The 21490-nt window shown below is 34.0% G+C and carries 19 protein-coding genes; 9 read left to right on the top strand and 10 right to left on the bottom strand.

What is annotated here, in order from left to right; genetic code table 11:
- Position 1: 1 nt before the first annotated feature.
- The 5 genes from AABD74_RS02875 to AABD74_RS02855 all read right to left on the bottom strand — a co-directional run bounded on the left by AABD74_RS02875 (position 2) and on the right by AABD74_RS02855 (position 6034).
- The gene (locus AABD74_RS02875; protein WP_406844621.1) at positions 2-811 is read right to left on the bottom strand and encodes an undecaprenyl-diphosphate phosphatase; all 810 of its coding nucleotides are present in this window, start codon (positions 809-811) and stop codon (positions 2-4) included.
- Between the two features lie 73 nt (positions 812-884).
- Positions 885-1148, bottom strand: a complete 264-nt coding sequence (locus AABD74_RS02870) for a DUF3098 domain-containing protein (protein ID WP_232681866.1) — start codon at positions 1146-1148, stop codon at positions 885-887.
- A gap of 86 nt (positions 1149-1234) precedes the next feature.
- Positions 1235-2110 carry an ABC transporter permease gene (locus AABD74_RS02865; RefSeq protein ID WP_232681867.1) on the bottom strand — a complete coding sequence of 292 codons (876 nt, stop codon included), beginning with the start codon at positions 2108-2110 and terminating at the stop codon, positions 1235-1237.
- Between the two features lie 781 nt (positions 2111-2891).
- Positions 2892-5453 (bottom strand): TonB-dependent receptor, encoded by a 2562-nt coding sequence (locus AABD74_RS02860; protein WP_406844620.1) that lies wholly within the window; start codon positions 5451-5453, stop codon positions 2892-2894.
- Between the two features lie 233 nt (positions 5454-5686).
- On the bottom strand, positions 5687-6034 hold the full coding sequence (locus AABD74_RS02855; RefSeq protein ID WP_232682585.1) for a winged helix-turn-helix domain-containing protein: 348 nt from the start codon (positions 6032-6034) through the stop codon (positions 5687-5689).
- 278 nt (positions 6035-6312) lie between these two features.
- Here AABD74_RS02855 and AABD74_RS02850 point away from each other — a divergent pair, with 278 nt between their 5' ends.
- The 5 genes from AABD74_RS02850 to AABD74_RS02830 all read left to right on the top strand — a co-directional run bounded on the left by AABD74_RS02850 (position 6313) and on the right by AABD74_RS02830 (position 12533).
- Positions 6313-9291: a leucine--tRNA ligase gene (locus tag AABD74_RS02850; protein ID WP_406844619.1), complete on the top strand. Its 2979-nt coding sequence runs from the start codon at positions 6313-6315 to the stop codon at positions 9289-9291.
- Positions 9292-9796: 505 nt separating this feature from the next.
- Positions 9797-10645 carry an alpha/beta fold hydrolase gene (locus AABD74_RS02845; RefSeq protein ID WP_406844618.1) on the top strand — a complete coding sequence of 283 codons (849 nt, stop codon included), beginning with the start codon at positions 9797-9799 and terminating at the stop codon, positions 10643-10645.
- A gap of 1 nt (position 10646) precedes the next feature.
- Positions 10647-11120 carry an RNA polymerase sigma factor gene (locus AABD74_RS02840; protein WP_406844617.1) on the top strand — a complete coding sequence of 158 codons (474 nt, stop codon included), beginning with the start codon at positions 10647-10649 and terminating at the stop codon, positions 11118-11120.
- Positions 11107-11700 (top strand): hypothetical protein, encoded by a 594-nt coding sequence (locus AABD74_RS02835; RefSeq protein WP_406844616.1) that lies wholly within the window; start codon positions 11107-11109, stop codon positions 11698-11700. Before AABD74_RS02840 ends, AABD74_RS02835 begins: the two co-directional genes overlap by 14 nt.
- Positions 11701-11846: 146 nt before the next feature.
- Positions 11847-12533 (top strand): zinc metallopeptidase, encoded by a 687-nt coding sequence (locus AABD74_RS02830; RefSeq protein WP_232682580.1) that lies wholly within the window; start codon positions 11847-11849, stop codon positions 12531-12533.
- A 213-nt stretch (positions 12534-12746) separates the two neighbouring features.
- On the opposite strand, the gene AABD74_RS02825 is transcribed toward AABD74_RS02830, so the two are convergent.
- From AABD74_RS02825 to AABD74_RS02815, 3 genes are all read right to left on the bottom strand, one after another.
- The gene (locus tag AABD74_RS02825; RefSeq protein ID WP_035681816.1) at positions 12747-13217 is read right to left on the bottom strand and encodes an Lrp/AsnC family transcriptional regulator; all 471 of its coding nucleotides are present in this window, start codon (positions 13215-13217) and stop codon (positions 12747-12749) included.
- 302 nt (positions 13218-13519) lie between these two features.
- Positions 13520-14269, bottom strand: coding sequence for a uroporphyrinogen-III synthase (locus AABD74_RS02820; RefSeq protein WP_071635369.1), 750 nt, complete (start codon positions 14267-14269; stop codon positions 13520-13522).
- Positions 14270-14283: 14 nt separating this feature from the next.
- Positions 14284-14952: a DUF4271 domain-containing protein gene (locus tag AABD74_RS02815; protein ID WP_232682579.1), complete on the bottom strand. Its 669-nt coding sequence runs from the start codon at positions 14950-14952 to the stop codon at positions 14284-14286.
- A 107-nt stretch (positions 14953-15059) separates the two neighbouring features.
- Here AABD74_RS02815 and AABD74_RS02810 point away from each other — a divergent pair, with 107 nt between their 5' ends.
- Genes AABD74_RS02810 through AABD74_RS02800 form a run of 3 tightly spaced genes read left to right on the top strand, consistent with a single transcriptional unit; the run spans position 15060 to position 17621 of the window.
- On the top strand, positions 15060-15785 hold the full coding sequence (locus tag AABD74_RS02810; protein WP_232682578.1) for a polyprenol monophosphomannose synthase: 726 nt from the start codon (positions 15060-15062) through the stop codon (positions 15783-15785).
- Between the two features lie 9 nt (positions 15786-15794).
- Positions 15795-17135 carry a dihydroorotase gene (locus AABD74_RS02805; protein ID WP_232682577.1) on the top strand — a complete coding sequence of 447 codons (1341 nt, stop codon included), beginning with the start codon at positions 15795-15797 and terminating at the stop codon, positions 17133-17135.
- 9 nt (positions 17136-17144) lie between these two features.
- Entirely contained in the window at positions 17145-17621 is a 477-nt protein-coding gene (locus tag AABD74_RS02800) for a DUF4296 domain-containing protein (RefSeq protein WP_232682576.1), read from the top strand.
- A 6-nt stretch (positions 17622-17627) separates the two neighbouring features.
- On the opposite strand, the gene AABD74_RS02795 is transcribed toward AABD74_RS02800, so the two are convergent.
- Complete coding sequence (locus tag AABD74_RS02795; RefSeq protein ID WP_406844615.1) at positions 17628-18629, bottom strand: NAD-dependent epimerase/dehydratase family protein; 1002 nt, start codon at positions 18627-18629, stop codon at positions 17628-17630.
- Between the two features lie 153 nt (positions 18630-18782).
- On the opposite strand from AABD74_RS02795, the gene tyrS reads away from it, so the two are divergent.
- Entirely contained in the window at positions 18783-20078 is a 1296-nt protein-coding gene (gene tyrS / locus AABD74_RS02790) for a tyrosine--tRNA ligase (RefSeq protein ID WP_406844614.1), read from the top strand.
- 368 nt (positions 20079-20446) lie between these two features.
- On the opposite strand, the gene AABD74_RS02785 is transcribed toward tyrS, so the two are convergent.
- Complete coding sequence (locus AABD74_RS02785; protein ID WP_406844613.1) at positions 20447-21427, bottom strand: acyl transferase; 981 nt, start codon at positions 21425-21427, stop codon at positions 20447-20449.
- Between the last annotated feature and the right edge of the window lie 63 nt (positions 21428-21490).

The following is a 21490-nucleotide window of genomic DNA, read 5'->3' as shown; positions in this document are numbered from 1 at the left end:
TTTATTTATTTAAGAAAAAATAAGCTAATAAAAGAATTCCTGATATGATTCTATAATATCCCCAAGGCTTAAATCCATACTTTTTGATGATACCAATGAAGAATTTTATTGCAATAACAGCTACTATAAAGGCTACTGCGTTTCCAAGCAAAAACATTTTTAAGTTATCACTGGATTGTGTTAGTAATTCATATCCTTTTAGCTGAGATGCTTCGTATGTTTTTAGAAATAACGAATAGGTAGTAACGGCCAACATTGTTGGGACTGCCAGAAAAAACGAAAATTCTGCAGCGGTTTGTCTAGTTAACCCTTGCTGCATTCCGCCAATTATTGAAGCGGCAGAACGGCTGGTACCGGGCATCATAGCCAAGCATTGCCAAAAACCAATTGTTACTGCTTTTTTAATGGTTATGTCTTCTTCATTGACAACGGTTGGATTATTGAAGCGTCCATCTATAAAAAGTAAAACGATACCGCCTAAGATTAAGACAATGGCAATAGGAATAGGATCTCCCAAAATTGCATCTATTTTTTCGTCAAAGATTTTACCTAAAATCAAGGCTGGGATAACTGCGCAGGCGAGTTTGATATAAAAGTTAATTTTACTGAAGTCAAAAAACTTTTCCCAATACAGGACAACGACAGCTAAAATAGCTCCAAACTGAATTGAAACTTGAAATAATTTAACAAAATCATCTTCTTGAATACCAAAAAAAGAACTGGTAAATATCATGTGGGCTGTAGAAGAGACAGGCAGATATTCTGTTACTCCTTCTACAATGGCAATAAGAATTGCTTGTAAATAATCCATTTTAGTTTAATGTTTTTTAGATTTTAAACTTCTTAGAATAAAAGACAGTCTGGTAATCTAAGATGTTTGGTGTTTAAGAAGACTGTTTAGATTTTTTGAAAATAGAATAAATCGTGATCCCAAAACCAATTAAAACGGTGGTTGGAGCTAAACGAATACGTCTAAAACTAAAAACATCTTCATTAAAAATATTTGGATTATCACTTCCTCCGCCAGACATTAAAATAAATCCTAATGCAATCACAGCAATACCAACTAATAGAATTTTGTAATTGATACCATCAAAAAGAAATTCCTGTTTTTGCTGTTGTTCTTCTTTAATATTGTTGTTTTTCATTTTGTCATTGCGAGGAACGAAGCAATCTTATCCTCTGTTTTATATGAATTTATTTTTAAATCTAAAATACAGTCTGCAATCTAAAATTAATAAAGATCATCAGTTCTTAAATTAAGGAAACGCTGTGTCGCAAAATGCGTGCTAACCCATGTAATTAAAACCCCTAATCCGAAAACAGCCAATAAAACCAATCCAATTAAAGCTTTATCTTCTAAAATTCCTAAACCAGGAAAATTAGTTTCTACATAGAATAAAAGCCCAATTAAGGATATAATTGCCAACAGGGCGCCAAGCATTCCTAATTTTACACTGCGTGTTACAAAAGGCTTTCTAATAAACGATTTTGTAGCACCCACCATCTGCATGGTTTTAATAATAAAACGGTTGGAGTGAATGGATAAACGAAGGGAACTATTGATTAATAAAACAGCAATTACAGTAAGGAAACCGCTGATAATCAAAATCCACATACTTACTTTTTTAATATTGTCGTTTACAAGGTTTACTAATTGTTTGTCATAAACAATGTCTTCAATCATAGTGTTTTGACGTAATGCGCTTTCGATTTTTGAGATACTGTCTCTTTCAACATAATCAGCTTTTAAGTGAATATCGTATGAATTCAATAATGGGTTTTCGCCCAAAAATGTCAGGAAATCTTCTCCAATAATATCAGTATGTTCTTTTGCGGCTTTTTCTTTGGTTACATAAACATAAGAAAGCGCAAAAGGAGCTCTTTTTAATTCTGAATCAAATGCTTTGATAATGCTGTCATTCGCTTCGTTTTTAAAGAAAACCGTCATAGCGATTTTTTCTTTAAAATCATCTGCCAGTTTTTTAGAATTAATAATGAATAATCCCAGTACTCCCAAAAGGAATAAAACCAAGAATACACTTAATACAACCGAAAAATAAGAGGAAATTAACCTGCGTTTTTGAAATTTATCAAAATTAGAACTCATAGTCTGCTTAAATTATGTGGTAAAAATAATAAAGAATTTCTTTATTTAAAGTTAATAACAAACTTTTATACTATAAATGTACGATTTGATATTGAATAGTAAAGGGAATTTAACCGCAAAGTTCGCTAAGGTTTTCGCAAGGTTCGCAAAGTTTAAAGAGAATGGCCACAGATTAAAGGATTCTCACAGATTAGAAAAATCATTTTAATCCTTTTAATCTGTGGAAAAAAACTATGTGTAAATTTAACCGCAAAGTTCGCTAAGGTTTTCGCAAGGTTCGCAAAGTTTAAAGAGAATGGCCACAGATTAAAGGATTCTCACAGATTAGAAAAATCATTTTAATCCTTTTAATCTGTGGAAAAAAACTATGTGTAAATTTAACCGCAAAGTACGCAAGGTTTTACACAAAGTTTGCAAAGTAAAAAAAGAATAGCCACAGATTAAAGGATTCTCACAGATTAGAAAAATCATTTTAATCCTTTTAATCTGTGGCAAAAAACTATGTGTAAATTTAACTGCAAAGTACGCAAGGTTTTACACAAAGTTTGCAAAGTAAAAAAAGAATAGCCACAGATTAAAGGATTCTCACAGATTAGAAAAATCATTTTAATCTGTGGCAAAAAACTATGTGTAAATTTAACTGCAAAGCACGCAAGGTTTTACACAAAGTTTGCAAAGTAAAAAAAGAATAGTCACAGATTAAAAGGTTCACACAGATTAGAAAAAATCATTTTAATCCTTTTAATCTGTGGCAAAAAAACGCAAAGTTCACGGTAAAATATTAAATTTTGCTGGTTTCCCAAACTAGAGATAAATAATACAACCCGCCAATTGATGGTCCGCCAAGAATAGAGGTATAAGGTTTATTTAAAATATTTGTTCCGCCTAATTTTGTAGTAAGGCCCGTTTTTTTGAAATTATAATTGATCTGTGCATCCATTGACCAATAAGCCGGAACAGTTCCGCTGACTAAAAAAGAAACATAATCAAAATTATTTTGATAACGCGCCGTAGCACTTGCGCTAAGATTTTTCCAGATATTTTGGGCGAGTAAAGTTCCGTTAACATTAAACTCCGGTGTGTTAAAACCATCTTCTAAACCATCTTTATCATCAGTTCGGTCAAGTTTGGTGTAAGTAAGATTGGTTAAAGCTGTAAAAGTTGCATCAATTCGATATTTTAAACCTAAACTTCCGCCGTAATTGTAAATTTTACTTTTAGAATTAGTCCACAAACGGTAACGATTTTGAGTGTTTCTGGAATATAATGCAGTTGGAATTTGATTTGGATCTGTAGTATTTGGAATACTCGCCTCAACCTGAGCGATGAAATTTTTATAAGAGTTATAATAAAAATCAGCATCGATATAAAGGTTTTTGTTTAATGTAATTCCCCTAAAACCAAACTCAAACGACTTTACAAATTCAGGCTGTAAATATGTATAAGGATTTTTTTGAATGGTATTTTTATTCTTTTCAATGGCCTGTGCCTGAGTCAAACCATTTGTATTTACATCTGTATTAACCTGCGCCTGAAATTTATCGATAGAAGCTTTAGTATACGAATTCTCAAAAACTCCATCAGACATAATTCGCAATCCGCCAACTCGTTTTACCCCGCCGGAATTGACATTGGAAAATCCTTCAAAAATACTCGGAAATCGATATCCGTTTTGATATGAAGCTCTAAAATTAAGGGCTTCTTTTGGAGAATAAACAGCTGTAAACTGTGGTGTGAATTTAGCATCAAAATAATCAGCTTTGTCAATTCTAATTGTTGCGCCTAAACGTAGTTTTGAATTAAATAAATCTTTTGTCAATTGTGTAAAACCTCCTGTTTTTTGGTACGTCAAATTTTCATCAGCATGAACAGGATTGATAAAGTAATTTCCGTCTGGAACTATAATGTAATTTCTGTAATCTAAACCGCTTAACAGCTTTGCATCGATTTTTTCGAAGAATGAAGTAAAAGCTTTATCCCAATTAAACAAACCTTCGGTATGAACCAAAGTCGATTTTACGCGCAAAGCCGCACCAATATCCCAGTTATTAATATCGATTAATTCGTTTTTCTTGTTTTCGTAAGCCTCAGTTCCGGATTGAAATCGACCTTGATCAGACTGCGTTCTGGCAATTCTGTGCGCATCGGCTACAGAAGTGCCATTTGTAACAGCATTTTTATAAGCGGTGCCGTAATCTGCAAACCATTTATCATCAGATTTATAAGCGCGGTCCATGTTTTCGGCAAGTGAACGCAAATTGTATGAGTTTCCGGTATTTTCAGTTGTGGCGTACGCTTTTACCTGAAAAATTGGAGTGTGATAATCTACTGCAAACTGATTTAAAGTATAATCGTCAAGCCTAAAACGGTTGGAACGCTGATAAATCGTATTGATTAAAGCAGTTTTATACGTTACAGAAAGTTCATTTCCTTGTTTTGGGCGAAAATAAAATCCAACATCGGCTTTGTAATTTTTAATGTCATAGTCTGTAATGTCTGTTTCGCGATAACCCGTTCTGGCAACAACATAATTTTTGCCGTTGAGGTTTAATGTTTTTCTATTTGCCGATTCATTTCCATAACCATTTACTTCATCATAAGCCGGATTATCTGCGCCAAATAAATTAGTTGAAGCATTTGCATTTGGAGCCAGATCTGTCCTGTCATCTGCGACCCAATCCGTTCCGCCCGTAGTTGATGCATTTACTTTTACAGCAAATTTTTCATTGAAAGCTTTCGCCAATCTCAAATTAAACTGTGAATAAATTTTTGGAGAAAACCGGTCAATATTTCCAACATGATTTACGCCGGTTAATTGCTGCACACTTACTCCTTGATATTCAAAAGGATTTTTAGTCTGTATATTCGCCAAACCATTAATGGCGTTCATTCCGTACAAAGCAGCGGCAGTTCCGGGAATAATTTCAATTTTATCGATATCGAGATCATTTGCACCCAAAGCATTTGCAATTGGCGCGCCTAAATGCGGAGCCTGATTGTCAATTCCGTCGACTAATTGTGCAAATCTAACATTGGTTGAATTGGCAAAACCTCTTGTATTTATAACTTTAAAACCTAAACTTGGCGTAATAATCTGAACGCCTTTTACATTTTCCAACGCTTCATAAATACTTGCCGATCCCATATTTTTGGCTTCCGCCGATTTTAACTGCTCGATACTTATGGGTGAACGCAGTAAATTTTCTGAACGTCGGGATGCTGTTATAACAACTTCGTTCAATTCTTCTTTTTTAATACTGTCTTGTTTTACTATAGAATTTTCAGTTTGTGAAAAACTTTTTAGGCTTATAAAAACAAAGAATAAATACAGTTTTGGGTTCATGTTTTTGGCTGTTAAATTCAGTATGTTTTAAAATGAATACTGATAGTTAAAAAAAAAGTCGGTTTGATTGGTTATTTTTTTAAACACATAGAAACATAGTTTTTTTATCCTCATATAAGTTTGTAAAAAGAAACAAGTTTTTAAAACATAGATTTGCTATGTGTATTTAAATTAAGTGAAACGTCTTTTTACGATTGCTAAAGCTATGTTTCTATGTGTTTAAATATTAGTTTTTAAAATTTCAAATTCTGAGTTTCCTTTTCAGCAAAATCTTTAATACGTTTTTCGAGTTCATAAAAAGTAGTTATCGCTCTTTCTCCGGCCTCTGTCAATCTTGCTCCGCCGCCGCCTTTTCCGCCCAGTAATTTTTCAACAAGCGGACTTTCTGCACGCTGGTTCATTTCTTCAACTAATTGCCAGGCTTGTCGATACGCCATTTTCATTTCTTTCGCAGCATTTGTAATTGAGCCTGTTTTTCGAATATTTTCTAAAAGCCAGATTTTACCAATACCAAGAAAGGCGCCCTCAGTTTCTTCAATCCAAACCCGAACTTCAATAGAATATTTTTTAACGTTACTCATTCTGAACTTTAATTATTGACTTTGTAAAAATAATTGTTTTTCATGTAAAAATATTCTTCCAAAACACTAATTATTGAATGAAGGAAATGTTTTGTCTACGTAATCAAAACACAAACATAAGTATTTTTACTTAATCTTAAATAAGTATTTTGTTATTTTATTTGTTTGTCAATGAAATAGCTTTGGTACAATGCGCAATAAATGTAAATTTGCGCCTAATAATTAATTTAGTGAAAAGCCTTAGAACCTTAGTAACTTAGAATCTTAGTCACTTAGAAATGAAGTACAATCCAAACGAAATTGACGCCAAATGGCAAAAATATTGGGCAGAAAATCAAACTTTTGCAGCAAAAAACAACTCTGAAACCCGAGGTGAAACCGAACTGAGCGAAGCTAAACCGAAACATTATGTTCTCGACATGTTTCCTTATCCATCTGGAGCAGGATTGCACGTTGGACACCCGCTGGGTTATATAGCTTCAGATGTGTATTCTCGTTTCAAAAGACACCAGGGCTTCAATGTTTTGCATCCAATGGGTTACGATAGTTTCGGATTACCGGCAGAACAATACGCAATTCAGACAGGACAGCGTCCGGAAGATACAACTCATGTAAATATTGACGGTGGAGTTGACAAAGAAGGAAAACAAATTGCGGGTTACAGAAAACAATTAGACAAAATCGGATTCTCGTTTGATTGGGTACGTGAAGTGCGTACTTCAAACCCTGATTACTATAAACATACGCAATGGATTTTTATCCAGTTGTTTAATTCGTGGTATAATAAAACGACAGACAAAGCAGAAGATGTTTCTACTTTAGTTGCTGTTTTTGAAAAAGAAGGAAATGCAAATGTAAATGCAGTTTCTGATGATAATATTGCAGTTTTTTCGTCAAGCGAATGGAATGCATTTTCTAAAGATGAGCAAGAAAAAATCCTTTTGCAATATAGATTAACCTATTTGGCAGAAACAGAAGTAAACTGGTGTCCAGGCTTAGGAACTGTTTTGGCAAATGACGAAATTGTAAACGGAGTTTCGGAGCGTGGAGGTTTTCCTGTTATAAGAAAAAAAATGACACAATGGAGTATGCGAATTTCAGCTTATGCAGAACGTTTGCTTCAAGGTTTAAACGATATTGACTGGAGTGAGTCTATAAAAGAATCTCAAAGAAACTGGATCGGGAAATCTGTGGGAGCGATGGTGACTTTCGATGTAGTTCCAACAACCAACAACCAACAACCAGAAACTATTTCGGTATTCACCACTCGTCCTGATACTATTTTTGGAGTTACTTTTATGACTTTGGCACCAGAACACGATTTGGTTGCTAAAATTACAACTCCAGAACAAAAAGCTGCAGTTGAAGCCTATATCGAAAAAACAGCAAAACGTTCTGAGCGTGAGCGTATGGCCGATGTAAAAACTATTTCAGGTGTATTTACAGGTGCTTATGCAGAGCACCCATTTACAAAAGAAGCTATTCCGGTTTGGATTGGTGATTATGTTTTGGCAGGTTACGGAACAGGCGCTGTAATGGCGGTTCCTTGCGGAGATGAAAGAGATTACGCTTTTGCAAATTTCTTTAAAGGTCAAAACGGAATGCAGGAAATCAAAAATATCTTCGCAAATGTTGATATTTCTGAAGCAGCTTACGGATCTAAAGACAACGTTGAAATCGCTAATTCTGATTTCTTAAACGGATTAGATTATAAAAAAGGAACTCAAAAAGCGATTGAAAAATTAGAAGAAATCGGACAGGGAAAAGGTAAAACAAATTACCGTTTGCGCGATGCAGTTTTCTCTCGTCAGCGTTATTGGGGTGAACCGTTCCCGGTTTATTATGTAAACGGATTGCCAAAAATGATTGACACGCAGCATTTGCCAATTATTTTACCGGCAGTAGAAAAATATTTACCAACAGAAGATGGTTTGCCTCCTTTAGGAAATGCAGCAGTTTGGGCTTGGGACAGTATTAAGTGTTCAGTGGTTAGTACTCAGTTGATTAACAATGTCACTATTTTTCCATTGGAATTAAATACAATGCCAGGTTGGGCAGGAAGTTCATGGTATTGGATGCGTTACATGGATGCGCACAATGAAAATGAATTTGCAAGCAAAGAAGCTCTAGCTTACTGGGAAAATGTAGATTTATACATTGGTGGAAGCGAACACGCAACTGGACATTTATTGTATTCTCGTTTCTGGAATAAATTTTTAAAAGACAAAGGTTTTGCTCCAACTGAAGAACCATTTAAAAAACTGATTAATCAGGGAATGATTTTGGGAACTAGTGCTTTGATCTATAGAGTTGATCAAAGACCTGATGTTTATGTATCTAAGGGTATTGTTGAAGACTTCTACAATTCAGAAAAGAATAAGGAGGCGGCTGAAAAAATACTAAATTTAACTGGAACCTTGACACCAACGTTTAGCAAGATACATGTTGATGTTAGTTTTGTGAATTCATCAGATGAACTGGATATTGATAAGTTTAGAAAATGGCAACCAGATTTTTTACATGCTAAACCAATCTATGAAAAAGATGAGAAGTTTATTGTTGTGCGCGAAGTCGAAAAAATGTCGAAATCAAAATACAATGTTGTAACACCAGACGATATTTGTAATGAATATGGAGCTGATACATTACGCTTATACGAAATGTTCTTAGGGCCATTAGAGCAGGCAAAACCTTGGAATACGGCTGGAATTTCTGGAGTATTTGGTTTCTTGAAAAAATTATGGAGATTGTATTTTGATGATAACGGCTTAATTGTAAACAATGACGAACCAACAAAAGACAACTTAAAATCATTGCATAAAACAATCAAAAAAGTGGCAGAAGATATCGAGAATTTCTCTTTCAATACTTCGGTTTCTCAGTTTATGATTTGTGTAAATGAATTGTCTTCTCAAAACTGTCATTCAAGAGCGATTTTAGAACCATTAGCTATTTTGGTTTCGCCTTATGCTCCGCATATCGCAGAAGAATTATGGTCACAATTAGGACATACAACTTCAATTTCTGAAGTTGCTTTCCCAGCTTTTGATGAGAAACATTTAGTTGAAACGAATAAAGAATATCCAGTTTCTTTCAACGGAAAAATGCGTTTCACAATCGAATTGCCTTTGGATTTAACCGCTGCACAAATCGAAGAAATCGTAATGAAAGACGAAAGAACTCAAAAGCAATTAGACGGAAGAACTCCAAATAAAGTGATTATTGTTCCTGGAAAGATCATCAACCTTGTAGGTTAATTTTAAAATTTCAATATTTAAAATCCCAAATTCCAATTTTACGATTGGAGTTTGGGATTTTTTTGCGTCTTGTTTTGTCAGTCTGAGCGAAGTCGAAGACCACATAAGTAACTCTACAAAGATTGGCGATTTTGATTGCGGAGCTTCTTGCGTGGTCTTCGACTTCGCTCAGACTGAAAATGCGTACAATTTGTCATCCTGAGGAACGAAGGATCGCACTAGAAATTCCGCAATCAAAATCGTCAATCTTTGTAGAGTTACTTATGTGATCCTTCGTTCCTCAGGATGACAAGATTGTGGAAAAACTTTGCGTTCTTTCCCGATAAAATCGGAATTACAAACAAAAAAACTTCCAAACTTTGCGAAAAACCTTATTGCACTTTGCGTTACAAACCCTAGTATCTATAATTTAATAATTAAATTTTTTGAAACCGTTGTAACATTTTAATAGTTCTCGTATCCAAAGCACGGATCCGATTTAATTAACAATTAAAAACTATTAAAAATGAAAAAGTATATCATCTTAATTATCGCATTCTTATTCTCAGCATTATGTCTAAATGTTTTTGCACAAACAAAATCATATCCTTTTGAAGTTCTTAAAACCGGAAAAGGAAAACAATCTATAATTTTCATTCCCGGATTTGCTTCTTCCGGTGAAGTTTGGAATGAAACCAAAACCGCTTTCGAAAAAGATTTTACCTGTTATACACTTACAATGGCTGGGTTTGCCGGAGCAAAACCACAGCTAAATCCTTCATTCGGAAATTGGAAAACAGGAATCGCTAATTACATCAAAGACAATAAAATTGAAAAGCCAATCATAATTGGTCACAGTATGGGCGGAGGAGTGGCACTTGCCATTGCGGCAGATTATCCGGAATTAATTGGTAAGATTGTCGTTGTTGATGCTTTGCCTTGTTTAGCAGCTTTAACCGATCCTTCTTTTAAATCAAAAGAAAATAATGATTGTTCATCAACAGTAAATCAAATGACAGCAATGACCGAAACTCAGTTTTATGATATGCAGAAACAAGCCATGCCAAGACTTTTGCAGGATACTTCAAAATTGGAAACGGTAATAAACTGGAGTGTAAAATCAGATAGAAAAACCTTTGCTCAAATGTATTGTGATTTTTTTAATACCGATTTGAGAAATAAAATCTCCACGATAAAATGTCCGTCGCTAATTTTATTAGAATCTTATTTTATAAATTTAAAACCGGCAATCGAAGGGCAGTATAAAAACCTAAAAACGGTTAATTTTCAATATGCGAACAAAGGTTTGCATTTCATAATGTACGATGATACAGAATGGTATTTGGCACAATTAAACAATTTTTTAAAATCTTAAAATGGAATTCGAAGAAATCTACAAAACATATTGGGATAGAATTTTCAGGCTTTGCATGGGATTTGTAAACGATTATGATGCCGCTCAGGATTTAGCTCAGGAAACATTTATAATTGTCTGGCAAAAGCTGGAAACCTTTAGGAACGAATCTTCTATTGGAACCTGGATTTTTAGAATTGCGTCGAATAATTGCCTTCGACAGATTGAAAAACAAAAACGTTTTCCAAAATCAGAACTTCCGATTCATCTTTCAGAAGAAAAACAGTCTTCATTAGAACCTCAAATTCAGTTTTTATATAAATGCATTGCTGAACTGCCCGAAACGGAACGTATCATTATCTCATTAGAATTAGAAGATGTAAGGCAGGCGGAAATCGCTAAAATTATTGGGCTTTCTGAAGCCAATGTGCGAGTGAAAATTCACAGGATTAAAGAAAAACTGACTCAAAAATTTAAAGAAAATGGACAACGATAACAATATAGATTTTAAAGATTTATGGAGAAAACAATCCGTAAGTCAGCCCGATATGCAGGATTTGCTGGTGCGCGTAAATAAATTTAAAAGAGCGGGTTTAAGAAGTTTGTGGATTATCAATATTTTGCTTTTAGCAACATCAGCCTTTATTGTTTTTGTCTGGGTGTATTATCAGCCGCAATTTATTTCGACTAAAATAGGAATCATTGTTACGATACTGGCAATGATGATTTATTTATTTGTTTATAATAAATTATTGAGTACCTATAAAAACATCGAAACAACACAAGCCAATCAGGAATACCTGCAAAATTTAATTTTGATTAAAAAGAAACAACAGTTTCTACAGACAACAATGATGCGATTTTATTTTGCTGCGCTTACATTCGGGATCTGTTTGTATATGTACGAATACGCCAGCAGAATGACTTTTTTAGGAGCAAGTCTGACTTATGGCCTAACATTATTATGGATGGCGTTTAACTGGTTTCTTATTCTTCCAAAACAAATCAAAAAACAGCAGGCAAAAATAAATGCTCTGATTGAAAAGTTTGAAGAAATAAATAAGCAATTGTTATAGAGATGGATTGTAGAGACGCACTTTAGTCTTTTATGTTTTAATATGGTGTTTCTGTCTGAAAAAATGCCAAAATGACATTTTGTTAAAATGGTTCGTAATTTGCAGTTTGTTTTGTAAATTTAAATTCAATCAAAAAAGATAAAAATATGGGAGGTGGATATTTAATACTTGCCGGAGCGATAATGCTGTTTAGCTGGATGGTAAGTTCAAAACTTAAAAGTAAATTCGAGTTATATTCTAAACTGCAGTTACGAAACGGAATGAGCGGCGCAGAAATCGCTGAAAAAATGCTCGCTGATAACGGAATTAGAGATGTTCGTGTTATTTCGACTCCGGGTCAGTTAACAGATCATTATAATCCGTCAGATAAAACAGTAAACTTAAGTGAAGCAGTTTATAATCATCGAAATGCGGCAGCTGCAGCAGTTGCGGCTCACGAATGCGGACATGCTGTTCAGCATGCCATAGGTTACGAATGGTTAACGATGCGTTCTAAATTAGTGCCAATTGTTAATATAGCTTCAAGCTATATGCAGTGGATTTTATTGGCCGGAATTTTAATGATCAGAACTTTTCCGCAGTTGTTATTAGTTGGAATTATAATTTTTGCTGTAACAACATTATTTTCGATTATTACATTACCGGTAGAATACGATGCGAGTAACAGAGCTTTAGCATGGCTTGAAAACAAACATATGTTAACACAAGAAGAGCAGGCCGGTGCAAAAGACGCCTTAAAGTGGGCCGCAAGAACATATGTGGTTGCCGCTCTTGGATCGATTGCAACGTTGTTGTACTATATCTCAATTTATTCTGGAAGCAGAAGGAATTAATGTGATAATTAGAAAATTGGTCAATTAGATAATTTATAGCAAACCCGGCAGGTTTTAAAAAACCTGTCGGGTTTTGTTTTTGCATATCTGTATAAATTAAACTGGACTGAAGTCCAACCCTACACTATAATATGTTCCTTCGGAACGACTAAAGAACCTTGGCTCGATCCTGGACTTTAGTCCAGTTTAAATCAAATTGCCACATTATCTAATTTACAATTGAATCTGCCTGTCAATCTGCTGATCTAGTGAAATAAACGTTTCTGTTCTTGAAACACCTTCAATAGCCTGAATTTTAGTGTTTAAAAGCTGCATTAAATGCTCGTTGTCACGACAGATAATTTTAATTAAAACCGACCAGTTTCCAGTTGTATAATGACACTCCAAAACTTCGGGTATTTTTTTTAAATCTTTTACGGCTTCAGAATTTCGGGAAGCTTTATCAAGATAAACTCCCACAAACGCCATAGTGTTATATCCCAAAACTTTTGGGTTTACCGTAAACTTCGAACCAGAAATAACACCAGACTGCTCTAGTTTTTTTAACCGCTGATGAATCGCAGCTCCCGAAATGCCAATTTTATTGGCAATTTGTAAAATAGGTTTTCGGGCATCGTCCATAAGGTATCGAAGGATTTCTTTGTCGATACCATCAATTTCGATTAAAAGGGAGTTGATTTTCATAACTTATAATTTGAAACTATTTATTGTAATTTGGGTTTAGAATAGAAATCAAATGTAGTCAAAATGAAGGGAAAATAAAATTCCAAATTTTTTAAATACCAAATTCCAAATGGGAATTAAAAATCAAATTCAAGACATAGCCCGTGGTTTTAACCACGGGGAGACAGATAGGAAATAATGAATTGCGTCCCTACGGTTGAAACTGTTGGCTATATTGTGGAATAAGTCTAAAAACAAAAATTCCAAATCCCAACATAAAATTGGAATTTGGAATTTTAAAACTTTTAATATTTCTAAAAGGTTTATTTTCCTTTGTTTGCTTCTGCAATATATTTTTCTAAAGCCATTGTCATAGAAGGCGTTTCAGGAGTTGGAGCAAGAATATCAATTCTTAAACCATGATCTAAAGCTTCTTTTTGAGTTGTGCTTCCAAATACAGCGATTCTGGTGTTGTTTTGTTGAAAGTCCGGGAAGTTTTTAAATAAAGATTTAATTCCTGTTGGACTAAAAAATGCTAAAACATCATAATAAACATCAGCAAGATCAGACAAGTCACTCATTACTGTTCTGTAAAAAATAGCTTGAGCCCAATCTACTTTCAGGCTGTTTAATGTTATAGGGGCATCTGCATTTAACTGGTCAGATGCAGGAAGCAAAAACTTCTCGTCTTTGTACTTTTTGATAAGAGGAGATAAATCTGCAAAATCTTTTGCTCCAACGTAAATTTTACGTTTTCTGTAAACAACATACTTTTGAAGATAAAACGCTACTGCTTCAGATTGACAAAAATATTTCAATCCTTCAGGAACTTTGTAACGCATTTCATCAGCCACTCTAAAAAAATGATCTACAGCATTTCGACTTGTTAAAATGATCGCAGTGTAATGATTAAGATCGATTTTTTGTAATCGAATCTCTTTTGCGCTAACCCCTTCCACATGAATAAATGGTCTGAAATCAATTTTTATTTTGTGTTTTTGTTGGAGCTCAAAGTAAGGAGAATTCTCCACTTTAGGTTCAGGCTGTGACACCAAAATTGTTTTCACTTTCATATTATAAACATTTTCTAAGCACTCCCTTTTGTTATCCAATAATAAAGAAAATAATAAGGCGCTATTTCAAGAGCGCAAAGATATAAAATAAAATAAAATAACTTACCGATTATTACGTTTTGATATGTTTTAATTGAAATAAAATAAGAATATAAGCTGATACACAGCGAAATGCCTATTGTTGTCAGCGGTACAATCGTTGAAATATTATCATAATAAAACAAAATAGCATTGATTGGAAGGATTAAAACACCAATATAAGTTCTGTAAGTAACTTTTTGCAAATTAAAAAGTTCTACAAAGTCGTCAATGTTGAATGCCGCAGCAACAATTTTTTCAACTAAATATTTTGCCAAGATAAAATAAAGCAGAAAAGTTGCGATTTGAATGAATAAAACATAATCAGTTTTTGATGCTTTATCATACATGTTTAATGTAAGAAGAATAAAAAAGGCAAACGAAATAACCTGTACAAAAAATAAACCAACCGTAAAGCTGCTTTTCATGTGGCTGTTATCACGATAAATTTTTGCGTATTTATCTGAAAAAATAAGCTTGCTGAATTCTGAAAAACGAGTTTCATAAGCAGATTTTGTCATGGCAACAACAGCAAAGGTCAGGACAAATAAAGCGGTTGCCCAATCTTTGTTTTCAATAATTCGTGGATGAAGGTGTTCAATCATAGCGCCACAAAATTAGTAATTTTTTGTATCAATAGTTTTATTATGTATTTATTATGAACCAAATGCTATAAAAAGTTTACTTTTGCGGTGAAATTACCGAGAAAAAAATGAATGATAGTATTGTCATAATTCCTACTTATAACGAAATTGAAAATATAGAAAGTATAGTGAGAGCTGTACTTTCACAGCATAAATCTTTTCATCTGCTGATAATCGATGATAATTCGCCGGACCATACCGCCGATAAAGTTATTGCATTACAGGAAGAATATCCGGGAAGATTATTTCTTGAAAAAAGAACTAAAAAATCCGGTTTAGGAACCGCTTATGTTCATGGTTTTAAATGGTCATTAGAACATAAATATGATTTTATTTTTGAAATGGATGCCGACTTTTCGCACAACCCAAATGATCTTGAAAAGTTGTATGATGCCTGCCACTTTGGAGGCGCCGATTTAGCCATCGGTTCACGTTATGTTACGGGTGTAAATGTTGTAAACTGGCCTTTAAGCCGTGTTTTAATGTCGTATTTTGCATCTGTTTATGTAAAATTTATTACCGGAATGAAAATTCACGATGCAACAGCCGGTTTTGTTTGTTATAAAAGAGAAGTTTTAGAGAAAATCAATCTTAATAAAATAAAGTTTGTTGGATATGCGTTTCAAATCGAAATGAAGTACAGAACTTATTGTGCTAAATTTGAAATAAAAGAAGTGCCGATTATTTTTACAGACAGAACAAAAGGGGTTTCAAAAATGAGTAATGCGATTATTAAAGAAGCAATTCTAGGTGTAATTTCTCTTCGATTAAAAAAATTAGTCAATACATTATAAAGATAGAACATGAACAGGATTTTAATAAAAAATGCCAAAATTGTAAACGAAGGATCTATTTTTGACGGAGATGTTTTGATCGAAAATGATTTAATCGTTGAGGTTGCAGACAGTATCAGCCTAAAAACATCTGACTGTATTGTTATTGATGCCGAAGGAAATTATTTAATACCGGGCGCAATCGATGATCAGGTGCATTTTAGAGAGCCGGGATTAACGCATAAAGGAGATATCGAATCAGAATCGAGAGCTGCAGTTGCCGGAGGAATTACTTCTTTTATCGAACAGCCAAACACAGTTCCAAATGCGGTTACTCAGGAAATATTAGAAGATAAATACCAAATTGCTGCTGAGAAATCATTTGCGAATTATTCGTTTATGATGGGAGCAACGAATGATAATCTGGAAGAGGTTTTAAAAACAAATCCAAAAAATGTTGCGGGAATCAAAATTTTCTTAGGTTCTTCAACAGGAAATATGCTGGTTGACAAGGAAGAGACTCTGGAAAAAATTTTCTCAAGTACCCCAATGTTAATTGCAGTACATTGTGAAGATGAAACTACAATTCAGAACAATTTAGCAGAATTTAAAGAAAAATATGGTGAAGATGTTCCGGTAACGGCGCACAATTTAATTAGAAGTGCTGAGGCTTGTTATCTTTCGTCTTCAAAAGCGGTGGCTTTGGCAAAGAAAACAGGAGCGCGTCTGCATATTTTTCATCTTTCTACAGCAAAAGAAATGGAATTGTTTACCAATAAAATTCCGTTAGAAGATAAAAAAATCACCGCTGAGGTTTGCGTGCACCACCTTTGGTTTACCGATGAAGATTACAAAACAAAAGGAAATTTCATTAAATGGAATCCTGCTGTAAAAACAGAACACGACAGGGCCGAACTTTGGAAAGCTTTGAATGACGGCCGAATTGATGTTATTGCAACAGATCACGCGCCGCATACCAAAGAAGAAAAATTACAATCGTACTTAAAAGCACCTTCTGGAGGTCCGCTTGTGCAGCACGCCGTTGTGGCAATGTTCGAAGCGCATCACCAAGGGAAAATCAGTGTGGAGAAAATCGTGGAGAAAATGTGCCACAATCCGGCTAAGATTTTCAAAATAGAAAAACGAGGTTTTATTAAAGAAGGTTATTTTGCCGATTTAGTAATTGTAAACCCAAGTCTGCCGTGGAGTGTAAATTCAGATAATATTTTATACAAATGCGGCTGGTCTCCATTTGAAAATATGGCTTTTAAATCTAGAATTACACATACTTTTGTAAACGGAGAACTGGTTTATAATAATTTCAAAATAAAAGATGTCCGTGCCGGAAAACGATTATTGTTTGATAGATAAAAAGCTGAAATGAAGAATTGTTTAGTAATACTATTGGTTTTGTTTCTTTCTGTAAGTTGTAAAAAAGAGGTTGTAAAACAACCTGCAAAACTTATTGAGAAGGATAAAATGATCGATATTATGTATGATTTGTCTCTTTTGGAAGCAATGAAATACCAGCATCAGGAATTGTTAGATTCTACAGAAACGAGTCCAACGAAATTTATTTTTAAAAAATATAAAGTTGACAGTCTTCAGTTTGCTCAAAATAACATTTATTATGCCTCAGATTATGAGAATTACAAAGATATGTTTGATGAAGTAGGCAAGCGATTGAAAAAAGCTGAAAGAGCAGCGGATTCAATTGTTACTATTGAAAATAAAAAAGCAGCGAAAGCAGCAAAAAATAAAAAACTAAAAGAAACTCCAAAAGATTCGATCAAAAAAACTTCAAAACAAATAAATATCGATTCAATAAGACAGCAGATGAGAAAACCAATAAGATAGATAGGTTTATAACTTCGAAATGTCTTTTATGTATTGATGTACATCTAAAAAAACCGTTCCCAGAGCGGTTTTTATTTTTTCATTAGAATAGAGATTCTTAGAATAAGAAGCTTTTGCAGTTGCTTTTGTAAGACGCCTTTTTTGAAAAAATAAAGTCGAAAATATCCCGTCGGCAATCCAAAGAAAATTCATTAAAATGGGTTTTGCATGAAGATGTGGTTTTTTAACTTTTAAAACGTCAGCAATTGTATCCAGAATGTCTTTAAAAACAATATTGTCAGTAATTAAAGTGAACCGTTCGTTTTTAATATCGCTTTTCATTAACTGATACATTGTTTTTACAACATCATCAACAGAAATAAAACCGGTGCTTCCGAGTGTGTAAAAAGGAAGCCCGTTTGCGACTTTTATATACAATTCTGCACTTCCCTGCTGTTTGCTTTTTGTTTTTGGAATCGGACCTAAAATTACACCCGGATTTACAATAATTACATCTAAACCTTCCTGATGTGCGCGCCAGACTTCCATTTCGGCACCATATTTAGAAATGGCGTAATCGCTGTGCGGTTTTTCGGGATTCCAGTCGGTTTCTTCGGTAATGCAAGTTTCGTGAGGAGCTAAATCTCCAAGTGCAGCGATGGAACTTACAAAGCAGAATTTTTTAATTTCTCTGGCAAGAGAAAAATTGACCATATTGGCAGTTCCTTCTATATTAGTTTTTCGAAGGCCTTCTTCATCTTTTGGATCAAAAGAAATTAGTGCGGCACAATGGTAAACATAGTCAATAGTATTAAAGGCAGTTTCTAAAGAAGGTACATCTAAAATATCGGCTTCAAGCCATTCTATTTTTTCAAATAAATCAGTTTTTTTATAAAGTTCAAAAACCGATTTAGTTTTTTGAATATTGCTTTCGTTTCGGTAAATAGCCCGAACATTTTCTCCATTTTCAATTAAATGAAGCAATAAATGTGAACCCACTAAACCTGTTCCGCCAGTTACTAATACCATTTTGTAAAGATAAGTTTTTTGGTTTTTGCCACAAAGGCACAAAGGCGCAAAGTTTTTTTGTTTTTTAATAATATTTGCGCCTTTGTGCCTTAGTGGCATAAGTTTTTGATATTGCCATTACCATTGATTATATTTGCGCAAAATATTTTAAAAATGAAGAATCTAGTTGAAGAATTAAAGTGGCGCGGTTTATACCATGATAGCATGCCAGGAACGGAAGAACAATTGCTAAAAGAGGTAACGGCGGCATATATTGGTTTTGATCCAACGGCAGATTCGCTGCATATAGGCAGTATGGTTCAGATTATTTTATTGGTTCATTTAAAGAATTTTGGTCATCAGCCAATTGCTCTTGTGGGCGGCGCGACCGGAATGATTGGTGATCCTTCCGGAAAATCTGACGAAAGAAATTTGTTGAACGAAGAAACTTTGGCTAAAAACGTTGCCGGAATCAAAAGTGTCCTGTCTCGTTTCTTAGACTTTAATTCAAAAGAAGCAAACGCTCCAATTATGGTAAACAACTATGACTGGATGAAAGAATTCTCGTTTATTGATTTTGCCCGTGAAGTTGGAAAACGTATTACGGTAAATTATATGATGGCGAAGGATTCTGTTAAAAAGAGAATTAATGGCGAAGGTGAAGGAATGTCTTTCACAGAATTCACATATCAATTAATTCAGGGATACGATTTTTATCATTTATATAAAAACAATAACTGCCTTTTGCAAATGGGAGGTTCTGACCAATGGGGAAATATTACTACAGGTACAGAATTAGTACGCAGAATGGGTGGAGAAAGTGCAAAAGCTTTTGCATTAACAACGCCATTAATCACAAAAGCTGACGGATCTAAATTTGGTAAATCTGAAGGAGGAAATGTTTGGCTGGATGCGGATAAAACTTCTGTTTACAAATTTTACCAGTTTTGGGTAAATGCAACGGATGCTGATGCTGAGAAATATATCAAAATCTTTACTTTCTTAGATAAAGAAACTATTGATGCTTTAATTGCAGAACATCAGGCAGCGCCGCATTTAAGAATTTTGCAAAAGAAACTGGCAGAAGAAATCACGATTTTCGTTCACAGTAAAGAAGAGTTAGAAAAAGCAATTCAGGCTTCGAATATTTTATTTGGAAATTCTACTGCCGAAGATTTAAAACAATTAGATGAAGCGACTTTCTTAGAAGTTTTTGATGGAGTTCCGCAAGCTGAAATTGCAAAAGCTGATTTAGAAAACGGATTGGATATTGTCACGGTTTTAAATGAAAAAACAGGTTTCTTTAAATCAAACGGAGAAGCAAGAAGAGCTTTAACAGCTAATTCTATTTCTGTAAACAGAGAAAAAATTAAAGAAGATTTTGTATTGACAGCAAAAGATTTGATCAACAATCAGTTTGTATTGTTGCAAAGCGGAAAGAAAAACTATTTTGTAATTAGAGTAGTTTAAAAGGTTTAACTGTTTAATCGGTTAATTGTTTAATCGATTTCTTAGGTTAAAGTATAATTTTATAGATCCCAATAGTTCGAAAGAGTTATTGGGATTTTTCATTTCAAAAAATCATTCCGTAGGAATATTTCGTTGGTAGAATTAAATTTGAATTGTGGTTATACGTTCCAATGGAACGTTTGGATAATATAAAAGAATTGTTGTGTAAAAAGAGGTGTCCCTACAGGACACAATGCGAATAATAATATTTTTTTCTACCAATGAAATATTCCTAGGGATATGATGTTAGGAAAGAAATTTGTTTAACAGACCAATTATTAATCGAATATAAACCGATTAACCGATTCTAACAAATAACCGATTAAACATTAAAGAACCATTAAGTTGCAGCCGCGAATATCAGAATTATCAAAACGTCCCAATACCTCAAAAGAGTTGTTGGGATTTTTTTTGCCTAAATCCTGCGTGGCGATAAAAGAACATGAATTGATATTGGCTAAGTCAATTACGTTTATTCCGCCCGTTTTTCCATCGTTTACGTAAGTGAGAGCATCTTCGGGATCACGAACTAAAATATGCATCCATGACGGACATTCAAAAACACCTTCGCCCAAAGAATAAGCTTGTGCTAAAAGTTCTGTCATTCCGTATTCTGAATGAATGGAAGAAACGCCAAAACCTTTGCAAAGTATTTCGTGAAGCTCTTCACGAATCATTTCTTTACGTTTTCCTTTCATTCCTCCGGTTTCCATAATGATGGTGTTTTGAAGGCTGAATTGGTGTTTTTCAATCAAATCTAATAAGGCATAAGTAACACCAATTAAAATCACATTTTGACCCGCTTCGTCTAATTCTGTCAGTTTTTTAATTAAGTCGTCGTGATTGTGTAAATAAAAGCCGCTTTCAGGCTGATTAGACAGTTTTATTAAATCTTCGACCATATAAATAAGCGAAGATCCATCTCGCTCTAAATATGACGGCAAAAGGGCTAAAACAACATAATCTTCTATATTGCCGTAAAACTGAGAAAAACCGCTGCGGTAACTTTCCTCATATAGGGAGACATCGGTTACTAAATGCCGGCTGGTTATCATTCCGGTTGTACCACTGCTTGTAAAAGTTACCTGAGAAGGATTTTCATTAGACACAACATCGTGGCTTTTGAAAAACTGAATGGGTAAAAATGGAATTTGTTTCAATGATTTAACCTGCTGAACATCTGTCTTTAAAAAATCACAGAAATCGCGATATACGGTATTATTAGCGTATTGAAAACGAAACACTTTTAATGCTGTTTTTTCAAATTGTTTATGGCTTGAAATCGTAAATATATCGCTGGCTGTAATCAAAACTTTTTTTGTGCAAAGATATTTATTTTTTAGTGTTCAGTGTTCAGTTTTTTGGTGTTCAGT

It is taken from the genome of Flavobacterium soyae, from assembly GCF_045348165.1.
GTDB lineage: Bacteria > Bacteroidota > Bacteroidia > Flavobacteriales > Flavobacteriaceae > Flavobacterium > Flavobacterium soyae.
Note: the sequence above shows the minus strand (reverse complement) of the source record. Positions and strands in the feature narration are given on the sequence as shown.

Coding starts and splice junctions, on each gene's coding strand:
- AABD74_RS02835 (WP_406844616.1), top strand. CDS start 11,107: ATGGACAACGATAACAATATAGATTTTAAAGATTTATGGAGAAAACAA.
- AABD74_RS02795 (WP_406844615.1), bottom strand. CDS start 18,629: ATGGTATTAGTAACTGGCGGAACAGGTTTAGTGGGTTCACATTTATTG.
- AABD74_RS02860 (WP_406844620.1), bottom strand. CDS start 5,453: ATGAACCCAAAACTGTATTTATTCTTTGTTTTTATAAGCCTAAAAAGT.
- AABD74_RS02855 (WP_232682585.1), bottom strand. CDS start 6,034: ATGAGTAACGTTAAAAAATATTCTATTGAAGTTCGGGTTTGGATTGAA.
- AABD74_RS02870 (WP_232681866.1), bottom strand. CDS start 1,148: ATGAAAAACAACAATATTAAAGAAGAACAACAGCAAAAACAGGAATTT.
- AABD74_RS02800 (WP_232682576.1), top strand. CDS start 17,145: ATGAAGAATTGTTTAGTAATACTATTGGTTTTGTTTCTTTCTGTAAGT.
- AABD74_RS02815 (WP_232682579.1), bottom strand. CDS start 14,952: ATGATTGAACACCTTCATCCACGAATTATTGAAAACAAAGATTGGGCA.
- AABD74_RS02820 (WP_071635369.1), bottom strand. CDS start 14,269: ATGAAAGTGAAAACAATTTTGGTGTCACAGCCTGAACCTAAAGTGGAG.
- AABD74_RS02845 (WP_406844618.1), top strand. CDS start 9,797: ATGAAAAAGTATATCATCTTAATTATCGCATTCTTATTCTCAGCATTA.
- AABD74_RS02805 (WP_232682577.1), top strand. CDS start 15,795: ATGAACAGGATTTTAATAAAAAATGCCAAAATTGTAAACGAAGGATCT.
- tyrS (WP_406844614.1), top strand. CDS start 18,783: ATGAAGAATCTAGTTGAAGAATTAAAGTGGCGCGGTTTATACCATGAT.
- AABD74_RS02865 (WP_232681867.1), bottom strand. CDS start 2,110: ATGAGTTCTAATTTTGATAAATTTCAAAAACGCAGGTTAATTTCCTCT.
- AABD74_RS02850 (WP_406844619.1), top strand. CDS start 6,313: ATGAAGTACAATCCAAACGAAATTGACGCCAAATGGCAAAAATATTGG.
- AABD74_RS02840 (WP_406844617.1), top strand. CDS start 10,647: ATGGAATTCGAAGAAATCTACAAAACATATTGGGATAGAATTTTCAGG.
- AABD74_RS02825 (WP_035681816.1), bottom strand. CDS start 13,217: ATGAAAATCAACTCCCTTTTAATCGAAATTGATGGTATCGACAAAGAA.
- AABD74_RS02875 (WP_406844621.1), bottom strand. CDS start 811: ATGGATTATTTACAAGCAATTCTTATTGCCATTGTAGAAGGAGTAACA.
- AABD74_RS02810 (WP_232682578.1), top strand. CDS start 15,060: ATGAATGATAGTATTGTCATAATTCCTACTTATAACGAAATTGAAAAT.
- AABD74_RS02830 (WP_232682580.1), top strand. CDS start 11,847: ATGGGAGGTGGATATTTAATACTTGCCGGAGCGATAATGCTGTTTAGC.